The organism is Pseudomonas sp. FEMGT703P, from assembly GCF_002786345.1.
Lineage (GTDB): Bacteria > Pseudomonadota > Gammaproteobacteria > Pseudomonadales > Pseudomonadaceae > Aquipseudomonas > Aquipseudomonas peli.
Genome location: NZ_PGCM01000009.1, coordinates 51,878 through 68,173 on the forward strand (window position 1 = coordinate 51,878; position 16,296 = coordinate 68,173).

Genomic DNA, 16,296 nt, shown 5'->3' on the forward strand with positions numbered 1-16,296 from the left:
CGCTTACACGCACCTCACTGTTTGGCGTGCACCATGACGAGGTCAAATCAATTTAGCTCCTTGCAACCATGGTGCCAATTCAAACGACCGTATAAAAAAATCAGCAACACACAACTCAAACCATAAAACCATTTTATGACTGATCATTCAGCAACCAATCAACTGTATGCGGTGATGGATTTTTCCTATTTTGTCCTACCATCTGGCGTGATCAGTCACCCCACCCGGGATTAAGCCCTCAGACGCTTCAAACAAATCGGCCAAGGTCAAGCCAAGCAGGCCAATTCATATTGTGCAAACTTTGCTTACATCTAATCAGGTAACACAAAAAGTGTTACCGGATCAAAGCGGGTAACACTTTTATGCGACTCGGAAGGACTTCGTGAAGAGCATCTAACCCCATGCATTGCACAAGGGCCTGCTTGATCGGTCTTTAGTATTAACGAATTGATCGAAAAACGATCAGACACATACAGATTTGAGTAGGGGCAACATGACCGCCCCTACTTTGTTACCGCTGATCGATTAACCAGCCAGACTCTTGCTGACCACTTCATACACGTCGCTAGACAACTCACCCGAAGCCAGAATGCGTTGCAGCTGCTCTTTCATTTGAGCCTGGCGTGCACTGCCATATTTAGCCCAACGAGTCAGCGGCGCCAGCAAACGCGAGGCGATCTGCGGGTTGAGGGCATTCAGGGTAATAACCTGGTCGGCCAGGAAGCGGTAGCCGCTGCCATCAGCCTGATGGAAACCCAGCAGGTTCTGCCCAGCAAACGCACCGATCAAGGAACGAACCTTATTCGGGTTCTTCAGGGTAAACGCCGAATGCTGCATCAGTTGCTCAACACGCTGTAGCGCACCCGGCAAGGCGCAAGCTGCCTGCACGCTGAACCACTGATCCATAACCAACGGGTTGTCCTTGAAGAAATCGGCGAAGCTGGCCAGGGCAGTTGCCTTTTCGGCTTCGAACGGCGAATTGACCAGCACCGCCAACGCAGTCAAACGCTCGGTCATGTTGTCAGCGTTCTCGAACTGCTCCAAACAAGCCGCCAACACCTCAGCCTTGGCGCTGAGCATCAGGTAAGACAACGCGATGTTCTGCAGGCTGCGCCGGGCGAAGTGCTCGGCCTCGGCCACATAAGTGCTGGTACGGGACACCTCACGGTTACGCTGGTAGCGCGCCCACAGCAGCTCGAACAACGCATCCGACAGTTGCTTGCGAGCAAATTCACGGGCGGCATGGATGGCTTCGACATCGGCCACCGCGCTGATTTCTGTCAGATAGGCTTCACCTGGCAGCGAGAGCATCTCGGCAACCATGGCTTGATCCAGCGATTCATCGGCCAGCAGCGTACGGCAGGCCTCGACCAGGCGCTGATCAAGCACCAGCGGCTCACCACGTTGATGCTGACCAATCAGCTCCTGCAGCACTTGCACGGACAGTTGCTGCCCAGCTTCCCAGCGGTTGAAGCCATCGCTGTCGTGCTGCATCAGGAACATCAGTTGATCACGGCTGTAAGGGAAGCTCAGCTTGATCGGTGCAGAGAAACCGCGCAGCAAGGACGGCAGCGGTTTTTCCGCCAGATTGACAAAGGTGAACGCCTGTTCGGCTTCAGTTATTTGCAGCACGCGGGAAGTGCCCAAGGCAGCGTTTTCACTGACCAGTTGCAGCGGCAGCTCACGCCCCTGAGCATCGAGCAAAGCCAGCTCGACCGGGATAACAAACGGCAGCTTCTCAGTCTGCCCGGGTGTGGCCGGGCAGCTCTGGCGAAAGTGCAGGCGATAACTGTTGGCCGCCGCGTCGTAGCTTTCAGTGACCTCCAGCCGCGGTGTGCCAGCCTGGCTGTACCAGCGTTTGAACTGGGTCAGGTCGATGCCATTGGCCTCTTCCATCGCGCGGATAAAATCGTCGCATGTCACAGCCTGACCGTCGTGGCGCGCGAAGTACAAATCGCTGCCGTTGCGGAAGCCCTCTGCACCGACCAGGGTGCGGATCATGCGCACCACTTCCGAGCCTTTTTCGTACACCGTCAGGGTGTAGAAGTTGGAGATTTCCATAAAGGCGTCCGGGCGCACGGGATGGGCCATGGGGCCAGCATCTTCGGCGAACTGGTGCGTGCGCAGATAAGCCACGTCTTCAATGCGTTTAACCGTGCGCGAGTGCATATCGGCGCTGAACTCGGCATCGCGGAAGACGGTAAAGCCTTCTTTCAACGACAGCTGGAACCAGTCGCGGCAAGTCACGCGGTTGCCCGACCAGTTGTGGAAGTATTCGTGAGCTACAACCGCTTCAACGCGCTGGTGGGCGGCGTCTGTAGCCGTTTCAGCCTTGGCCAGCACGCAGCTGGAATTGAAGATATTCAGGCCCTTGTTTTCCATGGCGCCCATGTTGAAGTCGTTGACCGCGACGATCATAAAGATGTCCAGGTCGTATTCACGGCCGTAGACCTCTTCATCCCACTTCATCGACTTTTTCAGGCTGTCCATGGCGTGCTGGCATTTGTCGATATTCTCCGGCTCGACATAAATGCGCAGCGCCACGTCGCGCTTGCTCATGGTGGTAAAGCTGTCTTCCACACACCAGAGGTCACCAGCGACCAGGGCAAACAGGTAGGCCGGTTTCATAAACGGGTCATCCCAGGTCGCCCAATGACGACCGCCTTCGTCGCTGCCGCTGGCAATCGGGTTGCCGTTGGACAGCAGCACCGGGTAGTCATGCTGCACGGCGCTCAGGGTAGTGGTGAACTTGCTCATCACGTCCGGGCGGTCCAGGTAATAGGTGATCTTGCGAAAGCCCTCGGCCTCGCACTGGGTGCAGAACATGCCGCTGGATTTGTACAGACCCTCAAGCGCGGTGTTGCTTTCCGGATGGATGCGCACGCTGCTGTCGATCACGAAGCTGGCGCTAGTAGGCTGCAAGGTCAGATGGCTGTCGCTCAACTGGTAATCGCCGGCACTCAGCTCGCGGTCGTCGAGCGCCACACTGAGCAGCTCAAGCTGCTGACCGTCCAGCACCAGAGGCGGCAAACCAGTGCCTGCCGCCGGGTTACGACGCATGACCAGTTGCGCATGCACCAGGGTATGGTCCTCGAACAACTCGAAGGTCAGGTGCGTTTCATCAATCAGATAATCCGGGGCCTGGTAGTCCTTGAGGTAGATCATCTTCGGCTGTTCGGTGCGCATGGCTTGTGGCCCTTTATCTGCGGCGCGCGGGCGCCGGGTTCGCGAATAAGTAACTCAGGCGGCCAGTTCGTGGACGGCCAGCTGGTAAGCGGTGTATTTGCGGATATTGATCACGCCGGTGTCGAACATCAGGTACTGGCCCTTGATGCCCAGCAAGGTGCCTTCGGCCAGCGGATTCTTGTCCAGATTGAAGCTGGTGATCTTGGCCGGGTAGGCGTCAATCGGATAGCTGATCTGCACCACCGGCTGATCACTGAGCGGCTGAATGGCCTGGATGCCAAAGCGCTGCTGCAACTCGGTCAGCCCACTGCTGCACGTGGCAAACAGCTGCTCGCGTACGGCAAGCAGATCCACCGGCGCGGCATCGCCCTTGAGCAGCGCACGCCAGTTGGTTTTATCCGCCACCTGACTGCGCAGCAGGTCTTCGACAAAGCCGGACTGCTGACGGGTGGCAACCCGCAGAATCGGCAAGGCCTGAGTCGCGCCCTGGTCGATCCAGCGCGTGGGAATCTGCGTGGCGCGGGTGATGCCTACTTTCACGCCGCTGGAGTTGGCTAGGTAGACCACATGATCAGTCATGCAGAACTGCTCGCCCCAACTCGGCTCGCGGCAGGTGCCGGCCTCATAGTGGCAACGCTCCGGGCTCATGATGCAGATATCGCACTGCGCCAGCTTCTGCATGCAGGGGTAGCAATAACCCTGGCTGTAGCTGCTCTTGGTTTTACGCCCGCAGTGGGTGCAGTGGATCGCGCCTAAAAACTCCAGACGCAGGGTCTTACCGATCAACGGATTAACCGGCAGCAGCTCATCGCCTAAGCGAAAGCTGTATTGCACCGGCGCATCCAGCTGCGCCGCCATTTTGCTCAGGGCACCACGGGCCAACTCACTCATCAGTGCAGGGTATCCGAGGATTTGAACAACAGATTGGGGATAGGCGCGGATTTACTGCTGCACTCCTGCGGGCCCATATAACCGATGCGCTCTTCTTCCGGCAGGTTGTGCGTTTCCCAGGCGATCAGCGCCTGCAGGGTCAGCTCTTTCTGCTCCTGAGTCAGCTTGCGGCCATCCGGCCATTTGCCAATTTCCACTGCCAATTTCAGGCTCTGGTAGATCTCAGGGGTGATGTTTTCAATCGCTTCAAGAAAGGACGACATACGCGCCTCCAAATGCAAAGTGGCAGTTTACCAGCCTGTAGAAGAACTAACTGTGTCGCCGACGCGCCAGCGAGCCACCGACCAGCCCGGTCAAACAACCGGCAAGCAGGCCGCCGACATGCGCCGCGTTGGCGATAGCGCCGAATTGCAGCAGCTCGAAAATGCCGGTCATACAAATCAGCAGCCAGGCCAGCATCATCACCAAGACCCCTGGCGGCAGGCGATAGGCGGGGGTCGGCGCCAGCCGCTGGAAGATCCAGCAATGCCCGAGCAAGCCGTAGAGCACACCGGACAGGCCGCCGAACAGCGATGGGCCAGCATGCAGGTACTGGGCGAAATTGGCTGCGAGGCTAAACAGCAGGGACAGCCCCAAGAGCATCACGGCACCCTGACGTGCCTCAATCCGCCGACCCAGCTCCCAGTACCAGAGGCTGTTCATCGCCAGATGGAGGATGCCAAAGTGAATCAGCATCGGCGTCAGCAGCCGCCACCATTGACCATTGGCCAGCGTGTCGTTGAGGTAGGTGAAGTAGATGTAATCGCCTTGCACCCGATAGTCGACAAAGCTCAGCCAACTGACCGTCTCTAGGTTATCGCCCAGCAACGTGATCGCGGCTGCGATAAAGGTCAGCACAAGGACAACAGCTGTCATGCGACTGGCTTTCAGCTGTTGAGCAAAACTCGGAGCAGCATCCGCAGAGCCCTGCGACGGTTCAAGCTGCACCTCAGCATCGCCCTGCGGATAGCGCCCATAAAGCTCACGCACCTGCTCGGCTAACTGCTCTCCGGGCACCCAGAGCACCTGTTCGCCCGCCTCTTCCGCGACCCGATGCGGCACCTGCAAGCGCTGCAACAAGGTAATAAAACCACTCAGATCGACATGCTCAGGCAAACGCATTGCCGCGACTGCGCTCATGGCCGCGCCTCCGGACTGTCGACATCGACCCACACAAACTTACTGGCCTCCAGACGCGTCTCTTGATCCAACCGATAGGCCACCAGCTTGCCATTCAAGACGGCGCTGTAATCTAGACAAGCCAGGTTGCTGCGAATCGGCGCGGGTTTGCCGCTGCGCCAGTAGTGGCCAACAAACAGCAGCGGCTGATCACCACCGTATTTAAGCAGTTCGGTTTTCTGCATCTCGCTGAGCGGCATCTGCGCTGCCAGTTCCGGCAGAGCATCAGGCTGGAAGACGATATCGCCGTAGGTTTGTGGGTCTTCTTCCCAGAATTTGGTGCGAAAGTGCGCGCGGGTAAAGCCGTCATCGCTGGTCAGGGTCATGCCATGTGGCAAACGCATATCAGTGCCGCGCAGCAGTCGACCCAGCGCGGTATTGGCAAAACTGCCATGCACGGCAGCGGCTTGGAGAAAATGCTCATCGATGCAGCCATCAGCAAACTGCGCACGCAGCGGCTCAATCAGGCTGTCATCCCAGCAGGCGTGCACCACACGGAAATGCCCGGCATCGATAAACAGCGGTAACTCGTAGAACCAGTCGAGAAAACCCTGCCACTCCGCCGGGTAAGCGTCGAACTGCTCCAGGGTTTCCTTGATCAGCCGCGCATGCCGTGGCGTGTGCTCACGGACAAACTGCCGACCGCTGCCAGGCGCGGCCGGCGTACTCCAGGCCAAGGCATTGAACTCATGGTTACCCATGATGCACAGCGCGTGTCCGGCCGTGACCATATCGCGCACCAGATGCAACGCTTCACGGATGCGCGGGCCGCGGTCGACCAGATCACCCAGAAAGATCGCCATACGCTTAGGGTGCTGCCACACCCCCGCCTGCTGGCGGTAGCCCAGGGTGCTGAGCAGGCGTTCCAAGGTTTTTGCGCAGCCATGGATATCGCCGATCAGGTCGTAACCGCGAGCGGGATCGAGGTGCATCAAGCCCCCCCGCCAAGCCGGCTACCCCAGCCCAACTTGTTCCGACAGACTTCGTAATAGTTGTGATCCAGCGGATGAATCAGGCGCAGCTTCTGCGGCCGTTTGGCCACGGTGACCGTGTCACCGGGGGCGCAGGTGAAGTGATTCTGTCCATCACAGGAGACCTGCGGATACAGCTGCAGATCCTTGGACACGACGATTTTCAGCTCGCTGTTGCCATCCACCACAATCGGTCGACTGGACAGCGTGTGCGGGTACATCGGCACAATCACGATGGCGTCCAGCTTGGGGTGCATGATCGGCCCGCCAGCGGACAGCGCATAGGCCGTGGAGCCGGTCGGTGTGGCGACAATTAAACCGTCGGCCTTCTGGCTACAAACAAACTGGCCGTCGATAAACAGCTCGAACTCGATCATCCGCGTGGACTTACCCGGGTGCAGCACCACATCGTTGAGCGCATCACCCTGGCCGATGGCCTCGCCATTACGGCGCACCTCGGCCTCCAGCAGAAAGCGGTTTTCGGTCAGATAATGCCCTTCGAGCACCTGGGCCACTTTGACTTCCAGTTCATCGGGGCGAATATCGGTGAGAAAGCCCAGGCTGCCACGGTTGACGCCCAGCACCGGCACCTTGTGCCGAGCCAGGGCGCGGGCGGCGCCGAGCATGCTGCCGTCACCGCCGACCACGATCACCAGATCACATACCTCGCCGAGAATCTTGCGTGACGAGGTCTGCAAGCCATGGCCCGGCAGTACTTCGGCGATGGTGTCTTCGAGGATCACATGCAAGTGGCGGGCGAGCAGAAATTTCTTCAGCCGGCGAATGGTGTCGAGAACCTGGGTGCTGCCCAGTCGACCGATGATGCCGATATTACGAAACTGCTCCATGGTGCTCCCGCCAGGCTCTGGATCTAATGGGTCGGATTATGGGCGAAAGCCCATGGCAGCGGCAAACCGCTGACTGCCTATGGCATCGATTAACAACTCGTTGAAGGTGCGTGAATGGTTTTTAAACCCGCCGCACCGATGCGCAGTCGACGCCACTTAGCCTTGAAGCGCTATGCTCGCAACATGACGCCCTTTCCTCTGCTCACCGGCCTGCCTTCGCAGTTGCGCCAGCCTGCTGTGCGCGACCTGGCCTGGGCGCTGCTCTCGCCGCCGTTGCTGGCACAGACGCCCTGGCCACAGCGTCATCCACTCAAAGCCAGTCGCTGGAGCCAGCAACCCGACGCTTTGGCGGACTGGCTGCTGAGCCTGGATGCCGATAGCCATGATTTGCAGCAGTGGCTAAGCCAACGATCAATCCGCCGCCTGGGGCTGTATTACGAACGGCTCTGGCAGTTTGCCCTGCATGCCGCACCGGGTGTCGAGGTACTGGCCGCCAACCTGCCCATCCGCCAACAGGGTCATACCCTAGGTGAGCTGGACATGCTGCTGCGTGACGAGGAAGGCGTGCATCACCTGGAGTTGGCCATCAAGCTGTATCTGGGTCAGCCGTCATGCAATGGCACGGATCTGGCGCACTGGCTGGGCCCCGGCAGCCACGACCGCCTGGATCTCAAGCTAATGCATCTAGGCCAGCACCAGTTGCCGTTGTCGGCCCGCGCCGAAGCCCAACAGCGCTTAACCGAGCTGAATATTCAACGGCCACAGTCGGCGCTGTGGCTGGGCGGTTATCTGTTCTATCCCTGGCAGCAGCCATCCTATGCCGCGCCGGCAGAGGGCAACCCGGAACACCTGCGTGGGCGTTGGCTGCATCGTGCTGACTGGATCGACTTTGCCATGCACGCACCCGGTCAATGGCAGCCATTGGACCGTCACGCCTGGCTAGCGCCTGCGTGTATTGAAGAAGCGTGTTTATGGTCGCGGGAGCATTTCAATCAATGGCTTGCGGCGCTACCGAGCGATGCTAACGCACAGCTGCTCGTACGCCTGATTGAAGGCCCACAGAATGATTGGCTGGAAGCCGAGCGAGTATTTTTGGTCAATGACCACTGGCCCGCGCAACCGGGCGACTAGTTCAGAGGCTGCGCTCGGTTCGACCGCCCGAGCGCGCGAGATAGCCCGAACCACTCTCACAGAGCAGCGCATCACGCTGGACCGCCGGCAAGGCATCCACCCCATCACGCAGTGCATAGGCGCGGTAGCCAAGCTGCGAAAGTAGAAACACTGCACTGCTGCTGCGCTTGCCGCTGTCGCAGTAACACAGATAAGTACGCGTCTTATCCAGTAAGCGTGCTTTCAGACGCAGCAATTGCAACGGCATGTTCAACGACTGCAGCGCATGGGCACGCTCGTATTCTTCCTGCAGGCGCACATCCAACCACTGCGCGCCCGCCGCCAGCAAACGTGATGCTTCGCCGAGCGACACCTCATCGACCACCGGAGCCTTCAGCAACGCAAAGAAATCCTGACGATCCAGACGCAGTACCACGCCGTCTTCTAGCATGGTTACCGTGGCATTGCGCGGGCTGTCGGCCAGCAAGGCCTCCTCACCAAAGCAGGCGCCGATCTCCAGCTCGGCCAACACCTGCTGCGCGCTGCCCGCACCGCGGATTACCTCAGCCCGACCATTTTTCAGGAAATAGCAGCTGTCACCGACATCACCCTCCTGCAGCACGGTACTGCCTGCGGCCAGCTCGACACGCTGCAGGCGTGCCAACATAGTGCGTACGTTAGACGGCGGCACCTTGGCAAACAGCGGGTTTTCCAGCAGCCGTTCCAACCATTCGACTTCGGCATGATCCTGCCCCAGTTCGAGTAGCAGATCCTGATAAGCCAGGCGCCAGGTCAGCAGCCGATTGAGGGTCGCGGTGTCCAACGCCAGCACACTGACATCAGTCAGCGCCCGCGCTTCGTGCAAGCGCGGCAGGCTCGGCGACAACGGGTGACAACTGGCCTCACTGCCAGCCTGCAAGCGCTGCGCCTGTCCATCGACCGATTGCAGCAATAGCTCACCCGCCAGCAGGTAATAGGTCAGCCGCGCCTGATCCCCCGGGCGAAACAACAACTGACCCGCCAACAACGGTTGCGGCACCAACTGCGCACGCAATTCGCGCCATTGCTGTTCAGACAGCACATTGAGTGGCGTCAGGCTGCGCAACTGTTCGGGGTTAAGAGGTTCGCTCATGGAGTATCCAGGCTCCGCTGGTGAAATTCAGTGTAGCTGGGTTAATCGGCCGATCATGCTTTCGCCGCCTGCTGCAAGGCCGCGGCACGGCCCTGCAAGCCGCCCGTGTGCACAAACACCAAACGACTGCCGCGAGCAAAGTAACCGGCCTCGACCTGCTGGCGCAACGCCATTAATGCCTTGGCGGTATACAGCGGCTCCAGCGGCACACCACTCTGCGTTTCTGCCGCCTGCATAAAATGGAGCAATTCAGCATCCACCTTGGCAAATCCACCACGGCTGGCCTCATGCAGCTGATAAGACCCCACCGGCATACCGGCCGCCTGAATAATCGTTTGCACCTGCTGCTCGACGCCATGATCCGCCGGTACAGCGAGCGCCGCATGCACCGGATGCGCAGCCGCTTCACCGAGCAGCAAACCGGCCAGCGTGGTGCCCGTCCCTGCTGCCAACCACCAGGCATCGTAATCAGCCCACCCCAGAGCTGGAAGCTGCTGGCGAACGTGCTGCACCAAGCCCATACACCCCAGCGCACCCGGCAGACCACCACCGCCCTCCGGCACTGGATAGAAACCCGGATAAAGCGCTTGCCATGGCAACCAGAAATCAGCCGCATGTCGAGCCCGGTAGCCCGCATAACCCAGCCAGTGCAGCTGCATACCGAAGGCCTGCAGATCATCCACAGTCGGAGTCTGCTGCGGATGGCCGCGCAGGAGCCCGACCGTCTGGAAATTGAAACGTTTACCGGCAGCGGCCAGGGCATGCAGATGATTGGAATGCGCGCCGCCCAGGCTGATCAAGCCCGAGGCGCCAGCGACCTCTGCAGCGCGCAGATGATGGGTGAGCTTGAACCATTTATTACCGCTGATCAGTGGGTCGAGCAGGTCAAGGCGCAGCACCGCCAGCTCAACTCCAGCAGCCACCGACCAATCCAACGGAAAGTGCCGCAACGGGGCATGGGGCGCCCACTCAGGCAGGACAACAGACAAGGTTAACTGACAGTGCGCAAACGGCTACTGGCTTTGTGCCGCGCACAGCAATTGGATTCACCCAAAACAAAACGGCTCGGCGTATCGATACGGTCGATGGGGATGGCGCAACGCTCGCCACTGGGCAAAGAAGCCTCACAACTCGGCTTCTGATAATGCGCCAACCAGTGACGGTATTGCTCTTCACTGACAAAACACTTGGCTGCCGCATAGGCCAGCGGGTTGTCCTGGTAGGCAGCGATGTCCTGCAGCGGGATGGTCAGGTGACCCGCGCCTGGGTGATAGACCACAAAGACCACGCCGAGCTTGGCCAGGCGCTCGAGAATCTGATCACCGCCCTGACTGGCCAGATCAGCGTATGCGCGTTTGAGGCGATTGATCTCCTGCAGCGCTTGCGTGTCCTGCTCGCTGCGATAAGCCAGCTCGACATCGCGAATGGCAATCTGCTCTTTGTATTCAGCCACTGCAGAAGCAATCTTGGCCTGCATCTCGCCTTCGAACTGCACGCGCAAGCTGTCGCTCTCACTGCGACCATCACGCTCCAGCGCCCGCAGTTGCTCGGTCATCTCCTCACGGGAGGTCTGGAAACTGGCCGCCTGGGCAGCCAGCTGCGCCTTCAACGCAGCATTGTGCTCTTCTTGCTGACGCAAGGCCTGGTGCAGACCGTGGATTTGCGCCTGCAAGTTCTTGCTCTGCTCATCGCTGGCCAACTTGAACTTGGCCAGCTCTTCCTCATGCTGCTGGGTCAGGCTGCTGATGCGCAGACGTTGCTGCTTGATCAGTTGTGCAGCTTTCAGACGTTGTTCCTGATCAAGCTTCTCGGTGGCCTTGGCAGCTTCTTCCTGAGCGGGATCAGATGCGTACCACTTATCCTCCGAAGCCATTTGCAAGCGCTCAGGGGCCACCGCCTGAGTGCTTTCATCTTCGGCGAGAAGCCCCAAGCTGTTGCGTTTGACCACATCGCGCAGCAGTGCCAGGTCGTTATTGCCTGGGGTCAGGCTGGGGTCCCACAGGTGCATCTGGTGCCAGGACACCGGACACTGGCTGCGGCACGCCAGGCGAATCGGTCCGGCACCCAGATCAGGGCCGCGCCCTGCCCGCTCGGCCAAAGCCTGCAAGGGGATATTCCAACCGGAATCCGGCGCACCCTTTTCGTCGAAATCGAGGTAGAAAAACACCAGCGCCTTGATCAGCAAGCGCGGGTTGATCAGCACATAGGCCACCCGCATCTGCTCGTCGGCGAACTCCGGCATATTCACTACGCCATCGAGCAACGCTTCGAACTCAGGGAAAAACATTTGCTTGCAGATGCCACCGCGCTCACTAAAGAACAGTACGGCCTCAACCATCTGTGGCTTGTTCTGCATGCTCATCGCTTTTCCTCTAGGCCGAAACGGGGCTCCGCTCAGCGGTGACTCATCTTGATCATGGTGCGCAAAAAATGGCGCACATGACAAGACTGCCAACAATCTGACGGGCTAAGCAATACCTATGTTGCAGGCGCTATACCCTTGTTCAGGCAAGTCTAGGGGAAAAACCAAGCCCAGCAATGTGACTGGGTTGGCAGTCACCCTGCCAGCAGACCGCTAAAAACAGGCCGACAGGGCGAAACTGTGATGGGTTTGGTGCAACGTCTCAGGCTTTTGCCGCGGCCAAAAAAGGTGCCAGCCTCCGGCCCATTTCCTCGCCCAAGGCCTGCAGGCCACTCATGGGGCGCACCATCACTTCAAATTCGACAATTTTGCCAGCCTCATCGAAGCGAATCATGTCGATACCCTTCAGCTCGCGCTCACCCACTGTTGCACTGAATTCCAGCACCACATTGAGTCCATCAGCGCTGGCTAGCTCGCGGTGGTAGGCAAAGTCGACAAATACCTTGCTCACCGTGTTGAGGATGAGCGACACCATGGGCGCACCGGTATAGGGTTTGTAGGCCATGGGCGAACGGAACACCGCCTGCGGATGCAGCAATTCCGGCAGGCTGCGCAGGTCGTTGTTCTGCATCAATGCGTGCCATTGCGCGAGCGTAGCGGCGGCGGCCGCTTGTAGTTGAGAATTTTCGGACACAGGCTTCTCCTTATTGTTGTAAGCCGTATGCAAAACGCCCCGCACTAGGCGGGGCGTCGATTGCGTTAGAGTTCGGCGGCGAGGCGCGAGCCCTGGTTGATTGCACGCTTGGCGTCCAGTTCACTGGCGACATCGGCACCACCAATCAGGTGCACGCTCTGCCCGGCGTTTTCCAGGCCTTCCTGCAGTTCACGTAACGGGTCCTGGCCAGCGCAAACAATCACCGTATCCACCGGCAACACCTGCGGCTCGCCACCGGCGATGCTGATATGCAGGCCGGCGTCGTCGACCTTGAGGTACTCGACCGAGTTAAGCATCTGCACGTTCTTGTTCTTCAGACCGGTGCGGTGGATCCAGCCCGTGGTCTTGCCCAAGCCGTCGCCAACTTTGGATTTTTTGCGCTGCAGCAGGAACACTTCACGCGCCGCCGGATGCGGATGGGCCTGCACGCCCGCCACGCCGCCGCGAGCTTCCAGCGCGGTGTCGATGCCCCACTCCTTCCAGAACTCATCCCGGTTGAGGCTGGTCGCTTCGCCCTGATGGGTGATGAACTCGGACACGTCGAAGCCGATACCACCCGCACCAATCACCGCAACCTTCTGGCCGACCGGCTTGCGCTGCAGAATGGCGTCCAGGTAGCTGATTACTTTGGCATGTTCGATACCCGGAATAGCCGGGGTGCGAGGCGCAATACCGGTGGCCAGGATGATCTCGTCGTAGCCACCCTTAGCCAGGTCATCAGCCGATACGCGGGTGTTCAAGCGCAGATCAACGCCGGTGGTTTCCAGCTTGCGCTTGAAGTAGCGCAGGGTTTCAAAGAACTCTTCCTTGCCCGGCACACGCTTGGCCACGTTGAATTGGCCACCGATTTCGCTGGCCGAATCGAACAGAGTCACGCTGTGACCACGCTCGGCGGCCACAGTGGCCGCTGACAGGCCAGCAGGACCAGCACCGACCACGGCAACCTTCTTCACCGTGGTGGTCGGAATGTAGTTCAGCTCGGTCTCGTGGCAAGCACGTGGGTTGACCAGGCAGCTGGTCAGCTTGCCACCAAAGGTGTGGTCCAGACAGGCCTGGTTACAACCGATGCAGGTGTTGATCTCATCACTGCGACCCTCGGCCGCTTTGTTGACGAAGTCTGGGTCAGCGAGGAATGGACGCGCCATGGAGACCATGTCAGCGTCACCCTCAGCCAGCACTTGCTCGGCCACTTCCGGGGTGTTGATGCGGTTGGTGGTGATCAGCGGAATACTGACCTCGCCGCGCAGCTTGGCGGTGACCTTGGTGAACGCGGCGCGCGGCACCTTGGTGGCGATGGTCGGAATACGCGCTTCGTGCCAGCCGATGCCGGTATTGATCAGGGTCGCGCCGGCTTTTTCGATGGCTTTGGCCAGCAGGACGATCTCGTCCCAGGTGCTGCCGCCTTCAACCAGATCCAGCATCGACAGGCGATATATGATGATGAAGTTCGGGCCGACGGCCTCGCGCACGCGACGGACGATCTCCACCGGCAAACGCATGCGGTTCTCGTAGCTACCGCCCCAACGGTCGGTACGGTGGTTGGTGTGCGCGGCGAGGAACTGGTTAATGAAATAACCTTCCGACCCCATGATCTCCACACCGTCGTACTCGGCCTGCTGGGCCAGCACGGAGCAGTTTATGAAATCCTGGATCTGCTTCTCGATGCCTTCCTCGTCCAGCTCTTTCGGCTTGAACGGGTTGATCGGCGCCTGAATGGCGCTCGGCGCTACCGATTTAGGGCTGTAGGCGTAGCGACCGGCGTGGAGAATCTGCATGCAGATCTTGCCGTCCGCAGCGTGCACGGCGCGGGTCACGATCTTGTGCTTTTCGGCTTCTTCCGGGGTGGTCAGCTTGGCTGCGCCTGAATACACACCACCTTCATCGTTCGGGCCGATACCACCGGTGACCATTAAGCCAACGCCACCACGGGCACGCTCGGCGAAATACGCCGCCATGCGCTCAAAACCATTAGGCTTTTCTTCCAACCCGGTGTGCATCGAGCCCATCAGGGTGCGGTTCTTCAGCGTGGTGAAGCCCAGATCAAGCGGGGCCAGCAGATTGGGGTACAGAGCAGTCATGGATATCTCCACATCGGGTGTTGGCTTTCACGGATGCCGCAACCTCTTAGCGGGTCGCGGTCGAATATGGTCTAGACGATAATCAGCTGCGCCGAACAGCTCAATGACTAAAAGTAACAACCTAATGATCAAAAAGAGCAGCAGTTCTTGGCAAAATCCATACGCCTGCCTACCCTAGAGGCCTTGTCTAAATACCCAACACGATTGGGCGCAGTCGGGATAACGACGCAATGCTGAAAAGCACACGGGTCAAACTCGGTGACCTGTCGGTAGGATTTGTCGACAGCCTGGCCGACGCCATGCGCCATTGCGCCGAGGACCCACAACCGCTGCTCGACAGTTATGGCCTGGATGCCGCACGCCTGGCCGAGCCGCGCGCGCGGCTGTCGATTCCGCGTTATATGCGCCTGGGCCATAGTGCCATCCAGCAATGCAGCGAACCTGGGCTGGGCCTGCTGATGGGGCAAACCAGCCGCCTGAGCCAACTGGGCCTGGCTGGTGTGACGGCGATGCAGGCACCGACCGTGCGGGAAGCGGCGCGCGCGCTGATTCGCTTTGAGCCGCTGTATGCCAGCAACTACCGTGGCCAATCCAGCCTGCATGAAGACGTTCAGGGCGCCTGGCTGCGCTTCTATTCGATCAGCCCGTACAACGCCTACAACCGCTTCGTGGTCGACTCGGTACTGGCCAGCTGGGCACAGCAACTGTGCAAGTTGGCGCAACAGGCCCTGCCCGTGGAGAAAGTACAGATCGAATTTCCTGCGCCTGACTATGCGGCGCAATACGCCGCGCTGTTTGCCTGCCCGGTGGAGTTTGCCAGTGAACACAACCAGCTGCGCCTGAGTCGGCAAAGCTTGAACCTACGCAACCCGGAACACTGCCCAAGCACCTGGCGGCACCTGCTGGAAATCTGTGAGCGGGAACTCACGCAGCTGACCCGCACCCGCAACCTGCGCGAACGCATTACTCAGTTGCTCGGCCCATTGCTGCACGGCCGCGAACCGGACCTCGCCGAAGTGGCCGCACGCCTGCAGCTACCCACCTGGACCCTGCGGCGCAAGCTGGCCGAGGAAGGCACGCAGTTTCGCAGCATTCTCAACGACACCCGCCGCGACCTGGCCATGGCCTATATCCGCGACACAGAGCTGGCCTTCGGTGAAATCGCCTACCTGCTCGGCTTTGCCTCGGCCGAAGCCTTCCAGCGCGCCTTCAAACGCTGGAACCAGCAAACCCCAGGCGAATATCGCCGCGAGCAGCGCCGAGCGCTCTAGCAGCGCTAAAAGGATCAGAGCTCGGTGGCGTCTTCGTCGCGCTCCGGCACATCCTGTTCGGTGGCGCGCGCTTCCAGCAGCTCTTCTTGATAATCGTCCATTGCCTGTTCCTCCCACTCGATATGTCAGCAACCACTCATTGCATAAACAAAGAGCATGCCAATCAAGCTAGAGCAGGCAGATGAACGCAAGATGACAAGTTGTCGCGTAACGCGTCTTCGGAGCAAAGACCTAGACGGCAGGCAATAAAAAACCCGCTGATATCGCTATCAGCGGGCTTCCTATATGGCGCAGCGGACGGGACTCGAACCCGCGACCCCCGGCGTGACAGGCCGGTATTCTAACCGACTGAACTACCGCTGCATGTCGGTGGACTTACGTCCGTACAACTCTTGCTTCATCTGATGAATCAGCTTTAAGGGCTTCTTCATCTCAGCCTAAGTGAACTCAAGCTGGAAAATATGGCGCAGCGGACGGGACTCGAACCCGCGACCCCCGGCGTGACAGGCCGGTA

13 protein-coding genes and 1 tRNA gene are annotated in these 16,296 nt (G+C 59.4%); 2 read left to right on the forward strand and 12 right to left on the reverse strand.

Features of this window, described 5'->3' with window-relative positions:
* Window positions 1-525: 525 nt before the first annotated feature.
* The 6 genes from pepN to CUR33_RS13410 are packed head-to-tail and all read right to left on the reverse strand — an operon-like array spanning window position 526 to window position 7,114.
* The gene (pepN, locus tag CUR33_RS13385) at window positions 526-3,186 is read right to left on the reverse strand and encodes an aminopeptidase N (protein WP_289239960.1); all 2,661 of its coding nucleotides are present in this window, start codon (window positions 3,184-3,186) and stop codon (window positions 526-528) included.
* A gap of 54 nt (window positions 3,187-3,240) precedes the next feature.
* On the reverse strand, window positions 3,241-4,077 hold the full coding sequence (locus tag CUR33_RS13390; protein WP_289239961.1) for a DUF2797 domain-containing protein: 837 nt from the start codon (window positions 4,075-4,077) through the stop codon (window positions 3,241-3,243).
* Window positions 4,077-4,340: a YeaC family protein gene (locus tag CUR33_RS13395; protein ID WP_090252318.1), complete on the reverse strand. Its 264-nt coding sequence runs from the start codon at window positions 4,338-4,340 to the stop codon at window positions 4,077-4,079. The genes CUR33_RS13390 and CUR33_RS13395 overlap by 1 nt, the downstream gene beginning before the upstream one ends.
* Before the next feature lie 46 nt (window positions 4,341-4,386).
* The gene (locus CUR33_RS13400) at window positions 4,387-5,256 is read right to left on the reverse strand and encodes a rhomboid family intramembrane serine protease (RefSeq protein WP_289239962.1); all 870 of its coding nucleotides are present in this window, start codon (window positions 5,254-5,256) and stop codon (window positions 4,387-4,389) included.
* Window positions 5,253-6,227, reverse strand: a complete 975-nt coding sequence (locus tag CUR33_RS13405; RefSeq protein ID WP_289239963.1) for a metallophosphoesterase — start codon at window positions 6,225-6,227, stop codon at window positions 5,253-5,255. The genes CUR33_RS13400 and CUR33_RS13405 overlap by 4 nt, the downstream gene beginning before the upstream one ends.
* Window positions 6,227-7,114 carry an NAD(+) kinase gene (locus tag CUR33_RS13410; RefSeq protein WP_090252309.1) on the reverse strand — a complete coding sequence of 296 codons (888 nt, stop codon included), beginning with the start codon at window positions 7,112-7,114 and terminating at the stop codon, window positions 6,227-6,229. Before CUR33_RS13410 ends, CUR33_RS13405 begins: the two co-directional genes overlap by 1 nt.
* Window positions 7,115-7,297: 183 nt before the next feature.
* Here CUR33_RS13410 and CUR33_RS13415 point away from each other — a divergent pair, with 183 nt between their 5' ends.
* Complete coding sequence (locus CUR33_RS13415; protein WP_289239964.1) at window positions 7,298-8,245, forward strand: DUF1853 family protein; 948 nt, start codon at window positions 7,298-7,300, stop codon at window positions 8,243-8,245.
* 1 nt (window position 8,246) lies between these two features.
* Here CUR33_RS13415 and CUR33_RS13420 read toward each other — a convergent pair whose 3' ends face one another.
* From CUR33_RS13420 to CUR33_RS13440, 5 genes are all read right to left on the reverse strand, one after another.
* Window positions 8,247-9,356 (reverse strand): cyclic nucleotide-binding domain-containing protein, encoded by a 1,110-nt coding sequence (locus CUR33_RS13420; RefSeq protein WP_289239965.1) that lies wholly within the window; start codon window positions 9,354-9,356, stop codon window positions 8,247-8,249.
* A gap of 53 nt (window positions 9,357-9,409) precedes the next feature.
* On the reverse strand, window positions 9,410-10,345 hold the full coding sequence (locus CUR33_RS13425; RefSeq protein WP_170047981.1) for a 1-aminocyclopropane-1-carboxylate deaminase/D-cysteine desulfhydrase: 936 nt from the start codon (window positions 10,343-10,345) through the stop codon (window positions 9,410-9,412).
* Window positions 10,346-10,347: 2 nt separating this feature from the next.
* Window positions 10,348-11,718 carry a chromosome partitioning protein ParA gene (locus CUR33_RS13430; RefSeq protein ID WP_289239966.1) on the reverse strand — a complete coding sequence of 457 codons (1,371 nt, stop codon included), beginning with the start codon at window positions 11,716-11,718 and terminating at the stop codon, window positions 10,348-10,350.
* Window positions 11,719-11,980: 262 nt separating this feature from the next.
* On the reverse strand, window positions 11,981-12,412 hold the full coding sequence (locus CUR33_RS13435) for a nuclear transport factor 2 family protein (RefSeq protein ID WP_289239967.1): 432 nt from the start codon (window positions 12,410-12,412) through the stop codon (window positions 11,981-11,983).
* A gap of 65 nt (window positions 12,413-12,477) precedes the next feature.
* The gene (locus CUR33_RS13440; protein WP_289239968.1) at window positions 12,478-14,511 is read right to left on the reverse strand and encodes an NADPH-dependent 2,4-dienoyl-CoA reductase; all 2,034 of its coding nucleotides are present in this window, start codon (window positions 14,509-14,511) and stop codon (window positions 12,478-12,480) included.
* 230 nt (window positions 14,512-14,741) lie between these two features.
* On the opposite strand from CUR33_RS13440, the gene CUR33_RS13445 reads away from it, so the two are divergent.
* The gene (locus tag CUR33_RS13445) at window positions 14,742-15,782 is read left to right on the forward strand and encodes an AraC family transcriptional regulator (RefSeq protein ID WP_448703166.1); all 1,041 of its coding nucleotides are present in this window, start codon (window positions 14,742-14,744) and stop codon (window positions 15,780-15,782) included.
* A 286-nt stretch (window positions 15,783-16,068) separates the two neighbouring features.
* On the opposite strand, the gene CUR33_RS13450 is transcribed toward CUR33_RS13445, so the two are convergent.
* Window positions 16,069-16,145: transfer RNA gene (locus CUR33_RS13450), tRNA-Asp, on the reverse strand.
* Window positions 16,146-16,296: the final 151 nt, after the last annotated feature.

Coding starts and splice junctions, on each gene's coding strand:
- pepN (WP_289239960.1), bottom strand. CDS start 3,186: ATGCGCACCGAACAGCCGAAGATGATCTACCTCAAGGACTACCAGGCC.
- CUR33_RS13390 (WP_289239961.1), bottom strand. CDS start 4,077: ATGAGTGAGTTGGCCCGTGGTGCCCTGAGCAAAATGGCGGCGCAGCTG.
- CUR33_RS13395 (WP_090252318.1), bottom strand. CDS start 4,340: ATGTCGTCCTTTCTTGAAGCGATTGAAAACATCACCCCTGAGATCTAC.
- CUR33_RS13400 (WP_289239962.1), bottom strand. CDS start 5,256: ATGAGCGCAGTCGCGGCAATGCGTTTGCCTGAGCATGTCGATCTGAGT.
- CUR33_RS13405 (WP_289239963.1), bottom strand. CDS start 6,227: ATGCACCTCGATCCCGCTCGCGGTTACGACCTGATCGGCGATATCCAT.
- CUR33_RS13410 (WP_090252309.1), bottom strand. CDS start 7,114: ATGGAGCAGTTTCGTAATATCGGCATCATCGGTCGACTGGGCAGCACC.
- CUR33_RS13415 (WP_289239964.1), top strand. CDS start 7,298: ATGACGCCCTTTCCTCTGCTCACCGGCCTGCCTTCGCAGTTGCGCCAG.
- CUR33_RS13420 (WP_289239965.1), bottom strand. CDS start 9,356: ATGAGCGAACCTCTTAACCCCGAACAGTTGCGCAGCCTGACGCCACTC.
- CUR33_RS13430 (WP_289239966.1), bottom strand. CDS start 11,718: ATGAGCATGCAGAACAAGCCACAGATGGTTGAGGCCGTACTGTTCTTT.
- CUR33_RS13440 (WP_289239968.1), bottom strand. CDS start 14,511: ATGACTGCTCTGTACCCCAATCTGCTGGCCCCGCTTGATCTGGGCTTC.
- CUR33_RS13445 (WP_448703166.1), top strand. CDS start 14,742: ATGCTGAAAAGCACACGGGTCAAACTCGGTGACCTGTCGGTAGGATTT.